At 44.7% G+C, this 17,553-nt stretch carries 16 protein-coding genes and 2 pseudogenes; 4 read left to right on the forward strand and 14 right to left on the reverse strand.

Translation table 11 applies throughout. The annotated features are described in order from the left end of the window. Positions 1–181: 181 nt before the first annotated feature. From HMPREF9378_RS06300 to HMPREF9378_RS06295, 3 genes and pseudogenes are all read right to left on the reverse strand, one after another. Positions 182–1,639: a M56 family metallopeptidase gene (locus HMPREF9378_RS06300; protein ID WP_002900697.1), complete on the reverse strand. Its 1,458-nt coding sequence runs from the start codon at positions 1,637–1,639 to the stop codon at positions 182–184. 15 nt (positions 1,640–1,654) lie between these two features. Further along, positions 1,655–2,034: pseudogene (locus HMPREF9378_RS0110915) on the reverse strand (BlaI/MecI/CopY family transcriptional regulator). A gap of 114 nt (positions 2,035–2,148) precedes the next feature. Further along, positions 2,149–2,505 (reverse strand): DUF1304 domain-containing protein, encoded by a 357-nt coding sequence (locus HMPREF9378_RS06295; RefSeq protein WP_002913717.1) that lies wholly within the window; start codon positions 2,503–2,505, stop codon positions 2,149–2,151. 189 nt (positions 2,506–2,694) lie between these two features. Here HMPREF9378_RS06295 and HMPREF9378_RS06290 point away from each other — a divergent pair, with 189 nt between their 5' ends. Both HMPREF9378_RS06290 and HMPREF9378_RS06285 read left to right on the forward strand, forming a co-directional pair. Further along, a complete protein-coding gene (locus tag HMPREF9378_RS06290; RefSeq protein WP_002913718.1) occupies positions 2,695–4,011 on the forward strand; it encodes an FAD-containing oxidoreductase in 1,317 nt (438 codons plus the stop codon). Positions 4,012–4,122: 111 nt separating this feature from the next. Continuing rightward, positions 4,123–5,091, forward strand: coding sequence for an NAD(P)/FAD-dependent oxidoreductase (locus HMPREF9378_RS06285; protein WP_002902737.1), 969 nt, complete (start codon positions 4,123–4,125; stop codon positions 5,089–5,091). A gap of 31 nt (positions 5,092–5,122) precedes the next feature. Here HMPREF9378_RS06285 and whiA read toward each other — a convergent pair whose 3' ends face one another. The 11 genes and pseudogenes from whiA to cdaA form a co-directional block, all read right to left on the reverse strand. After that, positions 5,123–6,034: a DNA-binding protein WhiA gene (gene whiA / locus HMPREF9378_RS06280; protein ID WP_002902736.1), complete on the reverse strand. Its 912-nt coding sequence runs from the start codon at positions 6,032–6,034 to the stop codon at positions 5,123–5,125. Next, complete coding sequence (locus tag HMPREF9378_RS06275) at positions 6,031–7,008, reverse strand: YvcK family protein (protein WP_002913720.1); 978 nt, start codon at positions 7,006–7,008, stop codon at positions 6,031–6,033. The genes whiA and HMPREF9378_RS06275 overlap by 4 nt, the downstream gene beginning before the upstream one ends. Beyond that, a complete protein-coding gene (gene rapZ / locus HMPREF9378_RS06270) occupies positions 7,005–7,895 on the reverse strand; it encodes an RNase adapter RapZ (RefSeq protein WP_002913721.1) in 891 nt (296 codons plus the stop codon). The genes HMPREF9378_RS06275 and rapZ overlap by 4 nt, the downstream gene beginning before the upstream one ends. Before the next feature lie 55 nt (positions 7,896–7,950). Continuing rightward, positions 7,951–8,331: a RidA family protein gene (locus tag HMPREF9378_RS06265; RefSeq protein WP_002895964.1), complete on the reverse strand. Its 381-nt coding sequence runs from the start codon at positions 8,329–8,331 to the stop codon at positions 7,951–7,953. 213 nt (positions 8,332–8,544) lie between these two features. Beyond that, a complete protein-coding gene (locus HMPREF9378_RS11655; protein WP_002895966.1) occupies positions 8,545–8,706 on the reverse strand; it encodes a hypothetical protein in 162 nt (53 codons plus the stop codon). 11 nt (positions 8,707–8,717) lie between these two features. Continuing rightward, a complete protein-coding gene (obgE, locus tag HMPREF9378_RS06255) occupies positions 8,718–10,028 on the reverse strand; it encodes a GTPase ObgE (RefSeq protein WP_002902732.1) in 1,311 nt (436 codons plus the stop codon). A 50-nt stretch (positions 10,029–10,078) separates the two neighbouring features. Then, on the reverse strand, positions 10,079–10,207 hold the full coding sequence (locus HMPREF9378_RS11180) for a DUF4044 domain-containing protein (RefSeq protein ID WP_002895969.1): 129 nt from the start codon (positions 10,205–10,207) through the stop codon (positions 10,079–10,081). Between the two features lie 117 nt (positions 10,208–10,324). Next, complete coding sequence (locus HMPREF9378_RS06250) at positions 10,325–12,064, reverse strand: Ig-like domain-containing protein (RefSeq protein ID WP_002902731.1); 1,740 nt, start codon at positions 12,062–12,064, stop codon at positions 10,325–10,327. Positions 12,065–12,129: 65 nt separating this feature from the next. Beyond that, on the reverse strand, positions 12,130–13,482 hold the full coding sequence (glmM, locus tag HMPREF9378_RS06245; RefSeq protein ID WP_002902729.1) for a phosphoglucosamine mutase: 1,353 nt from the start codon (positions 13,480–13,482) through the stop codon (positions 12,130–12,132). A gap of 94 nt (positions 13,483–13,576) precedes the next feature. Then, positions 13,577–14,332 (reverse strand): CdaR family protein, encoded by a 756-nt coding sequence (locus HMPREF9378_RS06240; RefSeq protein ID WP_023916015.1) that lies wholly within the window; start codon positions 14,330–14,332, stop codon positions 13,577–13,579. A gap of 2 nt (positions 14,333–14,334) precedes the next feature. Then, positions 14,335–15,177: pseudogene (gene cdaA / locus HMPREF9378_RS06235) on the reverse strand (diadenylate cyclase CdaA); the annotation flags it as partial. Between the two features lie 232 nt (positions 15,178–15,409). On the opposite strand from cdaA, the gene murT reads away from it, so the two are divergent. Further along, entirely contained in the window at positions 15,410–16,753 is a 1,344-nt protein-coding gene (murT, locus tag HMPREF9378_RS06230) for a lipid II isoglutaminyl synthase subunit MurT (protein WP_002902724.1), read from the forward strand. Continuing rightward, positions 16,753–17,538: a lipid II isoglutaminyl synthase subunit GatD gene (gene gatD, locus HMPREF9378_RS06225; protein ID WP_002902723.1), complete on the forward strand. Its 786-nt coding sequence runs from the start codon at positions 16,753–16,755 to the stop codon at positions 17,536–17,538. The genes murT and gatD overlap by 1 nt, the downstream gene beginning before the upstream one ends. The last annotated feature ends 15 nt before the right edge of the window (positions 17,539–17,553 follow it).

Raw genomic sequence — 17,553 nt, forward strand, 5'->3', positions numbered from 1 at the left:
ATAATCTTTCAGTTTTTTTAGCATTAGGAAACGAAGTACAAACTGTAAGCAAAATCGACCTAAAATAAAGATAAACTGATGACAAACTGCTCTTGGAGGATTGTCAAATCCCCCTTTGAGAAGATAATAAAATTCTACCAGTCTAAGCTTTTAAGAAACTTAAACTGGCAGAATCCTCTATTTAATCGTCATCATGGTCATCATCATCGTCCGGATCATCAGTGTCTGTCGTATGAGAGGAACTGTTCTGAGACGGAGTTTGAACTGTCGCTGTATTAGCCCCTGTAGAGCCCGCTGCTCCCGTATTTCCTGTACCTGCAGTAGAGCTGTTATCAGCTGGAGTTGATGCAGCAGACGAGGATGGATTGACTTCTTTTTCAACCGTTACCGTCTTTTCGACAATGGTATGCTGCTTGGATTGGATCAGTTTTCCATCCTTAGCATTGACAATGGTTTCATGAGCTGTTTGCCCGTGCGAGAAGCGAATGTTATAGCTGTCTTTCTCACGCGAAATTTGTAAATCTTTAATATCTTTTTCAGAAAGAGACAGCTCTTTTAAGACGGACGCTAGAGCCTGATGCTGACTGAGCCCTTGAGACTGTTTTTGCCCTGCAACAGGTCTGCTTTGTTGAGCAGCTGGACTTTCTAGAGCAAAGACCGAGCTAGTCAAGAGCAAAAGTAGAGGAACGGCCACTACAAAAGCAGCAGACAGAAACCTCTTAGGCAGGCGGTTATCCATAATACCAACAATCCGCCGCTTGAGATTAAACTTGTCAGAGTAAAAGCAGGTCGTCAGAGCAATTGGGGTCTTCTTACTGCGGTCTATCATGGTCAAAATCGTTTCACCGTAGAAAGTCCGATACTCTGTATCTCTACTGCTCAGAACATCGTAGTCACAGTACATTTCTCCTGCTTCCTGGGTTTCACGGCAGGCAAAGCGGACAACCGGGTTAAACCAGTGCAGACTCTTGGCAAAAATTCCCAAAAGATTAACTAAAACATCGCGGTGCTTATAGTGAGTCAGCTCATGCTTGAAAATCAGCTGCAGCTCTTCTTCTGTGTAGTCCAACTCTGGCAGCACGATTAAAATATCTCTGAAACCTAGCAGCATAGGACTTTGGGACATAGGATAGTGGAGCAGACGAATCCGGCCCTTAACTCCCATCTCCTGCTGAACAGCCCGCAGCTGAGCCATCGCTTCTTCGTCCTGAAACTCCGTGCCCCAGCGCTTCAGCATCTTTCTGAAGCGAATATAAGAATAAGCGTATCTTCCTATGCTAAAGACAAAGCCAATCAGCCAGATGGTAAAGAGAATTTCAAACCAAGGCAGGTTTAGAAAAGCCTCCCACAGATTTGTCTGGGCAGCCTTTTCAACAGTTTGAGAGGCGCCCTGCGTTCCACCTGTCTGGGTGGCAGTCACTGCTGTCTGAACTACCGATCCTGTATTCAGCCGAATCAGGCCTGAGCCAAATTGGGGACGGAACGGAAACAGAAAACTCAGCAATATCAGAAACCAAATAAAATACTTCACTCTGACCGAAATCTTAGTCTTAAAGGCCATAAAAAGCAGACTAAGCAAAAGCACCAAAATGGAAGTTGACAAACTGGTCAGCAGAAAAGAAAGAAGGAACTGTTTCATGCTTATCCCTCCATCCTACTTTCCTTGGTTGAGCAAACTGCGCAGCTCATCCAATTCATTTTCCGAAAAGGAGTTAGAAGAAAAGAGTGTTTTTACAAAACCGCCCATTGAACGGCCGCTGTGACGCTTCAAGAAATCCGAAGCCTCAACTTCCAGATACTCATCTTCTGAGATCAAGGCTGTATATACTGCCTTTCACGCCCCTTACGGACACTTTCTAAAAAGCCCTTTTCAGTCAAGCGAGCCAAGACTGTCAGCAAAGTTTGGGGCTTCCAGTGATTGTCTGGTCCCAGCTTTTCCATGATACGGGCAGAGGTCGTCGGGGTAGGCAGCTGCCAAATTACCTTTAAAATAGTAAATTCCCCGTCCGGCAAACGTTTAATAGATCTTTTCATCGTTTCCACGCGCTTTCTAAATTAATGCTATTTCTATTTTTATTCTACACTTGTCTAACATAAAAGTCAATCATTATATAAAAAAGAGTGGGAAATCAATTTCCCTCACTCTATTTAGAAAAATAAACTAAGCAGGGTCAGCATCGCCAGCCCTCCCTGCTTGAACAGGATTCTCGGGTCACTGGTCACTGCACCGTATGCTGCCACTAAGATGATATAAACCATAAAAATTCCCAGCCAAAACGGACTAGACTGTACAAAGGCCGCAATCAAGACCAAAACAGCTATCAGACCGTTGTAAACTCCTTGGTTTTTGAAAAGAGTATTGACTGACTGCTGCTCCAACTCCTCTTGTGACATACCGAAAACCCGAGCTGTCGCTGCAGAAGTCGTCGCGACGGTCTCCAAGTACAAGATATAGAAAAATTCCAAGGCAACCAAGCTTGCCAAAATAAGTGTAACAATAGACATTTTGACCTCCTAAAATAAATAACGAAACTTAGTATAACACAGACTGACTGGAACTGCGAAAACATTGCTCAAAAATGGACATTCTGTATAAAAATAAACACTAAAAATACTGAAGAAAAAAAGCGTAGCAGAAATCAGCAATTTCTGACTAGATGTGATACAATCTTTTTTGAAAAATGGAGGTAAATTATGTTAACCTATGATTTAATTGTCATCGGCTTTGGGAAAGCCGGTAAAACATTGGCAGCCAAAATGGCGGCTCAAGGAAAAAAAGTTGCTTTGATTGAGCGAAGCAAGGCTATGTACGGGGGAACCTGTATCAATATCGCCTGCATCCCAACCAAGACCCTGCTTGTCGCAGCTGAAAAAGGCCTGGCTTTCGACCAAGTCATGGCTGAAAAGAATGCTGTAACCAGCCGTCTCAACGGGAAGAACTACGCAGCAATCAGTGGTGCTGGTGTTGACATCATTGATGCGGAAGCTCATTTCCTTTCCAATAAAGTCATTGAAATCACAGCTGGCGATGAGAAAGAGGAACTGACTGCTGAAACTATTGTCATCAATACTGGCGCTGTTTCCAATGTCCTGCCAATTCCTGGATTGACTGATACTAAAAATGTTTACGATTCAACAGGTATCCAAAACCTGAAAGAACTTCCTAAACGCTTGGGAGTTCTGGGTGGCGGTAACATCGGCCTAGAATTCGCTGGACTCTACAACAAATTGGGCAGTCAGGTGACTGTGCTGGATGCTGCTCCTGCCTTTCTCCCTCGAGTTGAGCCTTCTATCGCTGCTCTAGCTAAGCAATACATGAAAGAAGACGGAATCCAACTCTTACAAAATGTACGTACTACACAGATCAAAAATGATGGTGACGAAGTTGTAGTTGTGACAGAATCTGGAGAATTCCGCTTCGATGCCCTTCTCTATGCTACCGGCCGTAAGCCCAATATTGAACCACTACAGCTGGAAAATACAGATATCGAGCTGACAGAGCGCGGAGCGATTAAGGTCGATAAGCACTTGGAAACATCTGTACCTGGTGTATTTGCAGCGGGCGATGTCAATGGCGGTCTGCAGTTTACTTATATCTCATTGGATGACTTCCGTATCCTTTATAGCTATCTAGCTGGCGATGGCAGCTACACACTGGAAGACCGTAAAAACGTCCCTACCAGCATGTTCATCACACCGCCTTTAGCTCAAATCGGATTGACAGAAAAGGAAGCCCAAGAGCAAGGATTGCCGATTGCAGTGAAGGAGATTCCTGTCGCAGCAATGCCTCGTGGACATGTCAATGCTGACTTACGCGGTGCCTTCAAGGCTGTTGTCAACACTGAAACCAAGGAAATCGTTGGAGCAACTATCTTCTCAGCGGGAGCTCAGGAAATTATCAATATCCTGACTGTAGCCATGGATAATAAGATTCCTTACACCTACTTGAGCAAGCAAATCTTCACCCACCCAACGTTGGCTGAAAACCTCAATGATTTATTTGCTATCTAATTTTAAGCCCCTAGTGGGGCTTTTAAGATGTCTTTAAAACATTTGCTTACATTTCAACCCCTTTTTGTGGTACAATAATGCTAGTTTATTTTAAAAAGATTGAGGAAGATTATGTCTGAACTGTATGATATTACGATTGTCGGCGGCGGTCCAGTTGGCCTATTCGCAGCTTTTTACGCCCATCTGCGCCAAGCCAAGGTTAAAATCATTGATTCTCTGCCTCAGCTGGGTGGTCAGCCAGCCATTCTCTATCCAGAGAAGAAGATTCTGGATGTACCGGGCTTTACCAATCTAAGTGGCGAAGAACTGACACAGCGTCTGATTGAGCAGCTGGAAACTTTCCAGACTGAGATTTGCCTCAATGAAACAGTGCTGGATATCGCCAAATCTGATGATGGCTTCACCATCACGACTTCTCAAGCTCAGCATCAGACCAAAACCATTATCATCGCCATGGGAGGCGGTGCCTTCAAACCAAGGGCTTTGGAGCTAGATGATGCTGAAAGCTACAGCAACCTTCACTATCACGTTTCAAACATCAGCCAGTACGCAGGCAAAAAGGTTGTTGTTCTGGGCGGCGGTGACTCGGCTGTTGACTGGGCGCTAGCTTTTGAAAAGATTGCAGAAACCAGTCTGGTTCATCGTCGGGACAACTTCCGAGCTTTAGAGCATAGTGTGGAAGAACTCAAGGCTTCTAGTGTTGAGATTAAGACACCATTTATACCGAGCCGATTGGTTGGTGAAAATGGCAAGATAACCCACTTGGAAATCAGCCGAGTCAAGGGGGAGGAAAGTCAGCTTCTGCCTCTGGATCACCTCTTTGTCAACTACGGTTTTAAATCCTCTGTCGGCAATCTCAAAGATTGGGGCTTGGAACTCAACCGTCACAAGATTTTGGTCAATAGCAAGCAAGAAACTTCCGTGCCAGGTATCTATGCAGCTGGAGACTGCTGTAGCTACGAGGGGAAGATTGATCTGATTGCAACTGGGCTGGGTGAGGCACCTACTGCTGTCAACAATGCCATTAACCATATCTATCCTGAGCAAAAAGTCCAACCTAAACATTCTACAAGCCTATAAAAACAGCTGCCGAGCTCAAGCTCAGCAGCTTTTATAATTCATCTGCGATTTTATTGATTTTTCTCAAGCGATGATTGACGCCGCTCTTAGTCAGTGGCCGGCTTAGACTATCAGCCAACTGCTGGATGGAGTAGTCCGGATGCTGGATACGAAGCTGGGCTACCTCCTGCAAGTCTACAGGTAAACTCTCAATGCCAATATTGTCGCTGATTTTGGCAATATTGTTGATGGTTTTCATACTAGCTGTGACTGTACGAGCGATGTTCGCTGTCTCCGCATTATTAGCTCGGTTGAGGTCATTGCGCGCTTCCCGCATGAGCTTAAGAGACTCAAACTCAGCCATGGCTTCCATAGCACCGATAACAATGAGAAAATCCATGATGTCCTCAGCCCGCTGCAGATAAGTAACAGCCCCCTTCTTGCGCTCAATGGTCTTGGCATCCAGCAGAAAACGCCGCATCAAGGCAGCCAAATCCTCAGCATGATCCAGATAAACAGATAGGATTTCCAGCTGGTACTTACCTGAATCTGGCTCCCTCATGCTGCCATTTGAGAGGAAGGCTCCCCGGAGGTAGGCTCGGCTAGCTTCGTCATCTGACAAAATAGCCTGGTCAATCCCTGCCTCGATACCAAAAAAGGAGTCAGCCAAGTGCAGATCAGATAGGATTTCTTCTACTTTCTGATCCAGGAATACTGTGTATACACGGTTCTTGCGCAGATTGGTCTTCTGATGGTGGCGGATTTCTGACTTGACCTGATAAAGGTCCGATAGCAACTCATAGAGATGGCGGGCAATCTTGGCATTTTCTGTTGTGACAGATAGTGTCAAACCACTACTGGCCAAGCCCAGACTGCCAGACATCTTGATCATGGCTGACAGCTCATTTTTATTTCTGTTTGCCAGACTCAGCAGTTCTTCTTTTACTTTTACTGTAAAGCTCATTTGCGTACCTGTATAATCTGCATCAATTCATCAACGACCAACTCACCGTCATGGAAAGCTCCGCCATTTTCCAAACGAAGAAAGTTCGAAGAAATAACGCGCGGAACCTGCTCTTGTAACCCCTGAAAATCATGCTCCACCTGTATCAGATATTCGTCAAACTGATTACTGTCCATGTACTCGTGAGGGACATGTTCGATATTAACCAAGACTGTATCTACAAACTTCCTGCCTAGATGGCGATGCAGTACTTGGACGTGGTCGCTGTCTGAAAAATGCTCTGTTTCACCTCGCTGGGTCATGATATTGCAAACATAGGCCACTTCTGCTTTGGTATCCAAAAGAGCCTGGCCGATTTCCTCGATAACGAGATTAGGCAAGATTGAGGTAAATAGCGAACCTGGTCCCAGAACCACCATATCGCTTTCCAGGATACTTTCAACCACCTTTTTGCTAGCAGCAGGCTTCTTGTCATCATAGGTATTGGTCACATAGACCCACTCAATCATTCCGCTCTTACTGGTCAGATTGCTTTCACCGACAACTTCCGTCCCATCTGCAAACACAGCATGCAGAGTTAGGGGAGTGTCGCTAGAAGGGTAAATTTTTCCTGTCGTATGGAAAAACTTGGTCAAAAGCTGCATGGCATTATAGGTTGAGCCCTGCATTTCGGAAATACCGGCAATAATCAGATTGCCCAAAGGATGCCCCGCTAGAACGCCATCTCCTTCCGCAAAGCGATACTGGAAGACCTTCTCATAGAATTTTGGCATGTCAGACATGGCTACCAGAACATTTCGCAAGTCACCTGGCGGAGTCAGCTGCTGGATGTTTTTCCGCAGCTCACCAGAACTGCCTCCATCATCTGCTACTGTGACAATGGCTGTAATCTCTACATCCTTTTTACGCAGGCTGTCTAAAATAACTGAAATTCCTGTTCCACCGCCGATGACTGTAATTCTTGGCTTTCTCATGAGCGGTTCACCGTTTCTTTCCGACGGTTTTTGTCGCGGTGACTGGCATTGACCGGCCAATTTTTAGCCAAATCATCTGCTAAGCGCTGAGCAAAGGCTACACTGCGGTGCTGACCACCCGTACAGCCCACAGCAATAGTCAGGATAGACTTACCTTCCTTCTGATAGCCTGGCAAGATCGGCTCTATCAAGCCCAGCAGATGCTGATAAAATTCTTCTGACTCGGCATGGTTCATGACATAGTCAAAGACATCCTTGTCCAAGCCTGTCTGATTGCGTAGCTCAGGTTTATAGTAGGGATTGGGCAGAAAGCGCACATCAAAGACCAAGTCTGCATCCAAAGGCAGACCGTATTTGAAACCAAAACTCATGACCTCAATACGGAAACTATGCATGTCAGCCTGATTTGAAAATTGTTCAGAGATGGTCTTTCTGAGCTCCCTTGGCGTCAAATCTGTTGTGTCCACAACATTCTGGCTGAGATTCTTCAGTGGGGCTAAGAGTTCGCGCTCCAGCTTAATCCCATCTAAAATTCGCCCATCAGCTGCCAGCGGATGGCTGCGACGCGTTTCCTTGTAACGAGCCACTAACTCCTTATCAGCCGCATCTAGGAAAAGAATCTTGAAATCAATGTTCTCATTCTGCTCTAATTCATCCAAAACATTCTGAATTTGCAAAAAGAAGGAACGGCTGCGCATATCGACAACCAGAGCCAATTTATCATTGTCAGTAGTCCCTTCGACCAGCTGCAAGAACGTCGGCACCAGAGTTGGCGGCATGTTATCAATGGTAAAATAACCTAAGTCTTCAAAGGACTGGATGGCTACGGTTTTCCCCGCCCCGCTCATTCCAGTCACAATGACAAGCTGAATTTTCTTCTCAGACATAATAATCCTTTCATCAGATAGAATCCGTCAAAAAGCTGTTTTCTCCAGCCCTTTTTTAGAGAATCTCGGCAATAACCTCGATTTCAATCTTCACATCTTTAGGCAGGCGAGCCACTTCGACTGCCGAACGAGCTGGAAATGCTTCTGTAAAGGCTGTTTTGTAAACTTCATTAAAGGCCACAAAATCATTGATATCACTCAAGAAGCAGGTAGCCTTGACCACATGGTCAAAGTCTGTTCCAGCGGCTTCCAAAATGGCTGAAACATTTTTCAGTACCTGCTGAGTCTGCTCTTCAATAGTTGTCCCAATGATTTCTCCAGTTTCAGGAGACAGAGGAATCTGCCCGCTCGCAAACAAAAGATTGCCAACAATTTTTCCTTGAACATAAGGTCCAATCGCTGCTGGTGCTTTATCTGTATGAATCGTTTTTGCCATAATTATCACTTCTCCTACTTATTTTTTTCATTATACCATAAAATAGCAATCAATGGCCACGACAGATTGATAAGCCTTGACTTTTTCCATTTTTTCATTGATGAGGTCCTTAGAAGCTAAAAGGAAATCGACTTACCTATCAGAACACATTTTTTAAGATTTAAAAACACTGAGAAATTTTTCCCAGCGTTTATAGTTTCAAAATCAGAAGTTTTATTCCTCTTCTGCTTTCGCTAATGCTTCTCTTTCTAAACGCAGCTTGCGTTTGGGATTGAGTTTATTAAAGAGCTCTTCTAGCTTTTCAGCATTCCAGACGTCGGCTGCAGAGACAAAATTTCCATTTTCATCGCGGAAGGATATTGGTTTATCACCCATTGCAATCCTCCTTAGTCAACGAATTCAAACTCAAACTTGCCGATGCGGACCAGATCCCCATCCTTGGCTCCGCGAGCACGAAGGGCTTCATCAACGCCCATACCACGCAGCTGACGGGCAAATTTCATAACTGCCTCATCTCGATCAAAGTTGGTCATATTAAAGAGTTTCTCAAGCTTATCACCTGACAGCACCCAAGTCGCATCATCATCACGAGAGATTTCAAAAGCTGGTGCTTCTTCGTCAAAGCCATAGTAAGCTTCTTCTTCCATTTCAGACTCATCATAAAGCAAGAACTCAGGCGTTTTATCTAATAATTCTGCGGTCGCATCCAAGAGGGTCGCAAGCCCCTGCTTGGTCAGACTGGAAATCGGGAAGATTTGCGGTAGTTCCGCAAATTCGTCATAATTAGCCGCTAATTTCTCTTTGAATACCTTGAGATTTTCAGCACTTTCCGGCATATCCATCTTGTTAGCAACAATAATCTGCGGACGCTCCATGAGACGAAGATTATAGGATTCCAACTCTTTATTGATAGCTAGATAGTCCTCATAAGGATCACGCCCCTCACTAGCTGACATATCGATAACATGCAGGATAACCCGTGTCCGCTCAATATGACGGAGAAACTGGGTTCCCAGTCCCACTCCTTGGCTAGCCCCCTCAATCAAACCCGGCAGATCTGCCACCGCAAAGGACTCTCCAGAATGAGTGCGAACCATGCCTAGATTGGGCACGATTGTCGTGAAATGATAGGCACCAATCTTAGGCTTGGCTGCTGTAATAACACTAAGCAAAGTGGATTTCCCGACAGATGGGAATCCGACCAGACCAACGTCTGCTAGGACCTTGAGCTCCAGCAGAAGCTCTCGCTCTTGACCCGGTTCTCCGTTCTCAGAAATCTCTGGAGCAGGATTTTTAGGCGTTGCAAAGCGAATATTTCCACGACCGCCTCGGCCACCACGCGCTACGATAAATTCTTGACCATTTTCTACCAAGTCCGTCAGCACCTTGCCAGTCTCAGCATCACGAACCGTCGTCCCCTGCGGCACACGAACAATCAAGTCCTCAGCCCCTCGGCCATGCATTCCCTTGGTCATGCCCTTTTCACCAGACTGAGCCTTGAAGTGGCGATTGTAACGAAAATCCATCAGGGTACGCAGGCCCTCGTCTACAACAAAAACAACATTGCCGCCTCGACCGCCATCGCCACCCCAAGGACCGCCATTAGGAACATATTTTTCACGGCGAAAGGCCACCATGCCATCGCCACCATTGCCAGCCTTAACTTGAATCTTGGCCGTATCTAAAAACATACTCATTTTTTCTATTCTCTTTTTCTAGTCTAAAAAAACGCCCTGAAGCGTTTGGATTAAAAGATTGCGCTGAGAGCAGAAGCAAAAATCGCTCCGACTGTCACGATAAGCATGATAATCACGACCAGCATCGTCAATTTTTCAAATCCTGTTTTTTTGCGTTGTCCGTTATCTCCAAAAGCCACGATAACACCTCTATCCTTTAAAAATTACTAGGTCTATTCTAACACGATTGCTCCGTTTTTTCAAATGGAAAAGTATGCAAAAAGGTTTTAAGAGAAAACTCTTAAAACCTTTGAATTTTATCTAGTCTTTTTTTGAAGAAAGACATAACTTCCAAAGCCAACTAAGATTGCCAAACCTGCAACTGACAGCCAAAGTGTAGTTTCTTGACCAGTCTTAGGCAGAACTTTTTTGTTGCCTCCTGCAGCACCCGGATCATTGGTACCATTGTTTGAATTGTTATTTCCATTCCCTGGATTGTCTGTTCCACCCTTTGGATTGTCGGAACTGTTACCAGGGGTATTGTTACCATTGCCTGGGGTATTATTTGGATTATTGTTTGGATTATTATTTGGGTTGTTGTTTGGATTGTTGTTATTGCCAGGAGTTGGCGGCTGAACTGACTTGCCTGGATCATTACCTCTATAAGTATTTGTAAAGACTGGATCCAAGTCATACTTGACAGAGCCTAAAAGCTCACCATTAACGTCTGTTACAGTAACTGTCAGCTGTGCTTCCTTGTCATCATAGACGTAGTTAGGATCATTTCCTGGGATTTCCTTGATGCTGTAGCGGTAAGTACCAGCAGCACTGTAGTTTAAAGCCTTGAAGTTGATAGAGCCGTCTGCTTCATTGGTAACTGTTTGAAGCAAGTTACCACTTTCGTCAAAGAGACCAAAGGTAAATTGACCTTTTTCTAACTCTTTATTAACAAGCTTCTTCTGAGCCTTAATCATTACGTCTTTTGCTAGCAGAGCGCTTCCTTTACCAGAACCATCTTCTAAGCGGACTGACTTAGTAATAGTACGCTCTGGGAAGCCTTTAGCTGTCCAAGACAAGGTGTTGTTAACCACATCGCCTACTTGAACACCATCTGGTACACGAGTAGAGTACTCGATGTACATTGGCCAGTTGTAGTTATCACCAAAGTTAATGGTAAATCCATTGGCATCACCATTAGCATTTTGCGTAAGAACTGCCTTGTTAGTGAAGTTATCCAAAACAGGCAGAGTCAGCAAGTGCGCTTCATTGCGGATGCCACCTTCTACAGGAGCATAACGAACTGCGCGCAGTGTACCTGGTACCAATGTCAGACCATCGCCAAAGTTGTCTGAAATCACCATGTTACGAAGCATGTCCTGTCTTGCATTCAGGATAATGCGCCACTTGACAATCTTTGGATCGCTACTGTCTTGGTAACCATATTTCATTTCATACTCACCAGCAGTTCCTTCTACCTTTTCGTATTGGAAAGAAAAATCTGTCTGGCCAAATTTGAAGGAAACCGGCTCTGAATTTTGTACCTTGTCGTTATTAACTCGTACATTAAAAGTCAGGGACATTTCTTTTTGTTCGGTGTAGTTAGTAAAGTAATTACTAAAGGTTACCGTAACAGTCTGACTTGCTGGATTCGCTTGAGCTTTTCCGACTACTTCTCCCTTGTGATTGACAACATCAGATACTTGGAAGTTTAAGGGAGTAATCAGGGTTAATTCCTGCGGCAGTGAGAAAGTAAGGGTGTCGCCTTCAGCGATAGTTTGAGATGACGGGAATGTGAAACTAGTTGTTACAGACAGAGTTTCATTGGTCATAACTGTTGAGTCACTTGTTAATGGCACACCATCTTTGGTAATGCTTGTTTGCTGGGTATAATCTGTTACCTCAGCAGCCTGTGTCCTAGCAGCCAAACCAAGACCTGTAACAATAGCCGTTAACAAGATTAAAATTTTAAGAATAAGTGTTTTCTTATTTTTCATCTTATACTCCTTTCGTAGCTTATTATACCAAGAGTATTGCAATTTATCAACATTTTTATTCAAAGTGTTTAAAAATTCATACGAATATAAAAAAACCAAGACATTATGTCTCAGTTTCTTTACATTTATTAGTCTATCCCAATTTCATCTCGAACAACATTAGCAATGGTATCTACATAATAATTTACTTCTTCGTCAGTTGGTGCTTCAGCCATGACCCTCAGCAGAGGCTCAGTTCCGCTCGGACGAACCAAAATCCGGCCATTGCCAGCCATTTCAGCTTCCATTCTCTCAATCACTGTCTTGATAGCTGGAACTTCCATCGCCTTATCCTTCATGCTGTTTTCCACACGGATATTGACCAGTTTCTGCGGATAGATGGTTACTTCAGCAGCCAATTCGGATAGTTTTTTACCTGTTTCCTGCATGACCTTGGTCAATTGCACAGCTGAAAGCTGACCGTCACCTGTCGTATTGTAGTCCATGATGATAACATGTCCAGACTGCTCGCCACCTAGATTATAGCCATTCTTGCGCATTTCCTCTACTACATAGCGGTCACCAACTGCTGTCACAGCCTTTTGGATACCTTCGCGATCCAAAGCCTTATGGAAGCCAAGATTGGACATGACGGTCGTAACAATGGTATTCTGCGCCAGCTCGCCTTTTTCAGACAGGTATTTACCGATAATGTACATAATCTTGTCACCATCTACCAGCTCACCATTTTCATCCACAGCAATCAAGCGGTCGCTATCTCCATCAAAGGCCAGACCAATTGCTGCACCAGACTCACGGACAACTTCCTGCAAAGCTTCTGGATGTGTAGAGCCGACATTCAGATTGATATTGAGGCCGTCTGGATTTTCTCCAATAATCGTCAACTGAGCGCCGAGGTCTGCAAAAATCTGACGAGCGCTGGTAGAAGCCGCACCGTTAGCCGTATCTAAGGCCACATGCATTCCTTCTAGTTCTAAGCCAGTTGAAACCAAGTATTGTTGGTACTTGCGCAGTCCTTCTGGATAATCCACCAAGTCACCTAAACCTTCGGCACTTGGACGTGGCAAGGTATCTTCTGCTGCGTCCAGCAAAGCTTCGATTTCCAATTCACGCTCATCATCCAGTTTATAACCGTCACCACCAAAGAATTTGATACCATTATCCAAAGCTGGATTGTGGCTGGCAGAAATCATGACTCCGGCGCTGGCTTTCTCTGACTTGACCAGATAAGCCACACCAGGCGTTGCAATGACACCCAATTTATAGACATGAATCCCAACGGACAAAAGTCCTGCAACCAAGGCGCTTTCCAGCATTTCTCCTGAAATTCGAGTATCCCGGCCAACAAAGACCCGAGGAACTTCACTTTCGTGCTGGCTCAGAACATAACCACCAAAGCGACCGAGTTTAAAGGCCAATTCCGGCGTTAATTCCACATTTGCTTCTCCGCGAACACCATCGGTTCCAAAGTATTTACCCATTATAAATAGTTTCCTTTCATAAGACCTGGATGTAAAGATTTAGGCTGCAAGCAAGGCAGACCGCTTTAATCCAAGTTTATTTTCAAAATTTTATTTAGTTTTTATTTGATGAGCTCGTATTTGAGCTACTGTTAGAGGAGGACGAGCCTGAACTGTCTGCTGTTTTAGTGTTGACACGCATAGTCGTTTCAAATGGTGTCACCACGCTTGGCATGACATTTCCCTGCCCATCAACAGCCTGCAGCGGTGCTGTTCCGCTGTAGTTGCCAGTGATAATGACATTGGTCGGAAGAATAGCTACGACAGACTCTATCTTAGACAGGGTCTCCTCGTCACTGGTTACAGTAGCTTCCTTATTTTCCAAGGTCACACCACTGATAGACACATTTTCAGCCACCTGGCTGTCTGTGATGAGGTAGCGGACTTCAACCTTCTTGCTAGCCTTTTTACCAATCTTAACCGAAATCTTCTGCGGAGTCACTGTAGCAGTCAGACCGCTTGGCAGGTTTTCAACCTTTAGCGGAATTTCTACTGTGCCTTCTGTAGCCTTGGAAAGATCAGCAACGACTCGAAACTTCCGAGTACTTTCCTGCATTTCACTGGCTAGATTGACTCGGTTGGAGCCTGTCAGGGCGACGGAGACTTCAGAAGTGAAGCCGCTGATAAAGTAATTCTCGCTGTCATATTTGATGTCAATTGGCACATTGGAAACCGTATTGGTATAAGTTTCGGATGTGACCTGTCGAACTCCAGTATTGTTTTGATAACTGCTAGAGGTTGCATAGACAAACAGCACTAGGGCAAAGAAAAACGAAGAGATGATATAAAGAATTTTTTTACGTTTTTTCATTTCTTCCATCCTCCCATGAAGCGTTTTTTCAAACCTGCTGGCTTGTCCTGCTCTGATAAGAAGACCTTTCTCAGCTCTATCTCAAACTCATCCAAAGTCAGATCATGCTTGAAAATTCCATTGTGCGTAGTGGAAATCCCACCTGTTTCTTCTGAAACAACAAAAGTAAACGCATCGGATACTTCAGACAGGCCAATAGCTGCGCGGTGCCGGGTTCCAAACTCCTTAGAGATGCCGCTGCTTTCTGTCAGAGGCAGGTAGGCACAGGAAGCCGCAATCTTATTGTTTTTTATGATGACAGCTCCATCATGCAATGGCGTATTGGGGATAAAAATGTTGATTAGCAGCTCTCCAGACACATCTGCATCCAAAGGAATCCCTGTTGCAATGTACTCCTGCAAGGTGCGGGTTCCCTGAATGGCCACCAAAGCCCCGATTTTCCGCGGACTCATATAGGCAACAGACTTGACAAAGGCCTGAACCATTTTTTCTTCGTTACTGATGGGCGTTGTAGAAAAAATATCTGTTGCTCGGCCGAGCTTTTCCAATCCTGCCCGAATCTCTGGCGAGAAAATCACCACGGTCGCAATGACCCCGTATGTGATGACCTGATTGATCAACCAAGAAATGGTGGTCAAGCCGATGATATTGGCAAAAAACTGTGCCAAGATAAAGAAGAGCACCCCGCGGACCAGAATCATAATCTTGGTACCGGCAATGGCCTTGATTAGATAATATAGAATCCATGCGACGATAGCGACGTCAATAATATTAATTACAATCCTCCAAGGGTCAGAAAACAAACTGGCCCAATATTGGAGATTGGTTAGTTGTTGAAAATTCATACTTAGACTTCCTACTCCTCTACAAGCAAAATCAAACAGCTGTAGCAACAAATCGAACTTATTAAATCTAGTAACAGCCTGATTTTGTCTTGTAGTCAGAGTTTACTCAATTAACTTCTCTCTTTTTATTTTACAGTGGGTCTTAACGCTTAAAGACTTACCAACCCATTATATCACGTTTGTCAATATTTTTCTGTAACCTTCTTTACTTTTTTATGATAAAATATTTCTTATGAAGATAAATACAGCCTTGGGCCTCTTGGCGGGCAAGTCCTCCCACTTTGTTCTCAACAAAATGGGGCGTGGATCGACTCTGCCAGGGAAAGTTGCCCTGACATTTGATAAAAATATTTTGCAAAACCTAGCAAAAAACTATGAGGTCGTGGTTATTACCGGAACCAATGGTAAAACACTGACTACAGCTCTGACAGTAGGCATTCTCAAGGAAGCCTTTGGAGAAGTGGTGACCAATCCCAGCGGTGCCAATATGATTACCGGAATCACGACAACCTTCCTGACTGCTAAAAAAGGCAAATCTGGCAAAAATATCGCTGTGCTGGAAATAGATGAAGCCAGCCTATCTCGGATTTGTGATTATATCAAGCCTAGCCTCTTCGTCTTTACCAATATTTTCCGTGACCAGATGGACCGCTATGGGGAAATCTACACGACCTACCAGATGATTCTGGATGCTGCAGCTAAAGTGCCTGAAGCAACTGTACTGATGAATGGTGACAGCCCCCTCTTTAACTCCGTAAGCCTGAAGAATCCTGTACGCTACTATGGATTTGATACCGAGAAAGGCCAAGCTCAGCTGGCTCACTACAATACAGAGGGCATTCTCTGTCCCAAGTGCGAGCATATCCTCAAATACGAGCTCAACACTTATGCCAATCTGGGGGCTTATATCTGTGAGGACTGCGGCTTCAAGCGTCCTAAGCTTGACTACAGCCTGACCGCTCTCAAAACACTTGAGCATAACCGCTCGGCCTTTACCATTGATGGTCAAGACTATCAAATCAATATCGGCGGTCTTTATAATATCTACAATGCCTTGGCCGCTGTATCAGTGGCTCAGTTCTTTGGTGTTGAGCCGGCTACTATTAAGGCTGGCTTTGACAAGAGCCGAGCTGTCTTTGGCCGTCAGGAAACTTTCAAAATCGGCGATAAGGAATGTACCTTAGTCTTGATTAAAAATCCAGTCGGTGCCACCCAAGCTTTGGATATGATTGGACTGGCGCCCTTTGACTTTAGCTTGTCTATCCTGCTCAATGCTAACTATGCGGACGGCATTGATACCAGCTGGATCTGGGATGCTGACTTTGAGAAAATTCTAGAGATGGAGATTCCTCATGTCATTGCAGGCGGTGTGCGCCACTCCGAGATTGCTCGTCGACTGCGGGTAACGGGCTATCCAGCAGATCAGATTACCGAAGTTAAGGACTTGGAAGCAGTGTTCAAGACCATTGAACAGCAAGAAACCAAGCATGCCTATATCTTAGCAACTTATACTGCCATGCTGGAATTCCGCGAGTTACTAGCAGAACGGCAAGTGGTCAGAAAGGAGATGAACTAATGGTATACAGATCCCTCACTTCTCCCGAAAACCAGGACTATCGCTACAATGTAAAGATTGCCCACCTCTATGGCAATCTCATGAATACCTACGGTGACAACGGCAATGTCCTCATGCTCAAGTATGTGGCTGAAAAGCTAGGCGCTAGAGTTGAAGTCGATATCGTCTCTCTAGAAGATGACTTTGACAAGGACAGCTACGACATCGTCTTCTTTGGCGGAGGTCAAGACTATGAGCAAACGATCGTGGCTCGTGACATGCCAGCTAAAAAAGAAGCTTTGGAAAGCTTTATCAATGAAAACGGCGTAGTGCTAGCTATCTGCGGTGGTTTCCAACTCTTAGGCCAATACTATATCGAAGCTTCTGGCCGACGTATCGAAGGCCTAGGTATTATGGGACATTACACCCTTAATCAAACCAATAATCGCTATATCGGTGACATCAAGATTCATAACGAAGAATTCAATGAGACCTACTACGGCTTTGAAAATCACCAAGGACGGACTTTCCTCTCGGACGATGAAAAACCTCTGGGCAAAGTCGTCTATGGAAATGGCAACAACCAAGAGGATGGTTGCGAGGGTGTTCATTATAAAAATGTCTTTGGCTCCTACTTCCATGGCCCTATCTTGTCCCGCAATGCGAACTTGGCCTACCGTCTGGTGACCACCGCTCTGAAAAACAAATATGGCTCAGATATTCAACTAGCCGCTTATGAAGATATCCTTGCCCAAGAAATCCCAGAAGAATATGGAGATATCAAGAGCAAGGCTGAGTTTGAATAGATAAACAGGAGAATC

The sequence above is a fragment of the Streptococcus sanguinis SK1 = NCTC 7863 genome (assembly GCF_000194945.1).
GTDB lineage: Bacteria > Bacillota > Bacilli > Lactobacillales > Streptococcaceae > Streptococcus > Streptococcus sanguinis.

Coding starts and splice junctions, on each gene's coding strand:
- HMPREF9378_RS06300 (WP_002900697.1), bottom strand. CDS start 1,639: ATGAAACAGTTCCTTCTTTCTTTTCTGCTGACCAGTTTGTCAACTTCC.
- HMPREF9378_RS06295 (WP_002913717.1), bottom strand. CDS start 2,505: ATGTCTATTGTTACACTTATTTTGGCAAGCTTGGTTGCCTTGGAATTT.
- HMPREF9378_RS06290 (WP_002913718.1), top strand. CDS start 2,695: ATGTTAACCTATGATTTAATTGTCATCGGCTTTGGGAAAGCCGGTAAA.
- HMPREF9378_RS06285 (WP_002902737.1), top strand. CDS start 4,123: ATGTCTGAACTGTATGATATTACGATTGTCGGCGGCGGTCCAGTTGGC.
- whiA (WP_002902736.1), bottom strand. CDS start 6,034: ATGAGCTTTACAGTAAAAGTAAAAGAAGAACTGCTGAGTCTGGCAAAC.
- HMPREF9378_RS06275 (WP_002913720.1), bottom strand. CDS start 7,008: ATGAGAAAGCCAAGAATTACAGTCATCGGCGGTGGAACAGGAATTTCA.
- rapZ (WP_002913721.1), bottom strand. CDS start 7,895: ATGTCTGAGAAGAAAATTCAGCTTGTCATTGTGACTGGAATGAGCGGG.
- HMPREF9378_RS06265 (WP_002895964.1), bottom strand. CDS start 8,331: ATGGCAAAAACGATTCATACAGATAAAGCACCAGCAGCGATTGGACCT.
- HMPREF9378_RS11655 (WP_002895966.1), bottom strand. CDS start 8,706: ATGGGTGATAAACCAATATCCTTCCGCGATGAAAATGGAAATTTTGTC.
- obgE (WP_002902732.1), bottom strand. CDS start 10,028: ATGAGTATGTTTTTAGATACGGCCAAGATTCAAGTTAAGGCTGGCAAT.
- glmM (WP_002902729.1), bottom strand. CDS start 13,482: ATGGGTAAATACTTTGGAACCGATGGTGTTCGCGGAGAAGCAAATGTG.
- HMPREF9378_RS06240 (WP_023916015.1), bottom strand. CDS start 14,332: ATGAAAAAACGTAAAAAAATTCTTTATATCATCTCTTCGTTTTTCTTT.
- murT (WP_002902724.1), top strand. CDS start 15,410: ATGAAGATAAATACAGCCTTGGGCCTCTTGGCGGGCAAGTCCTCCCAC.
- gatD (WP_002902723.1), top strand. CDS start 16,753: ATGGTATACAGATCCCTCACTTCTCCCGAAAACCAGGACTATCGCTAC.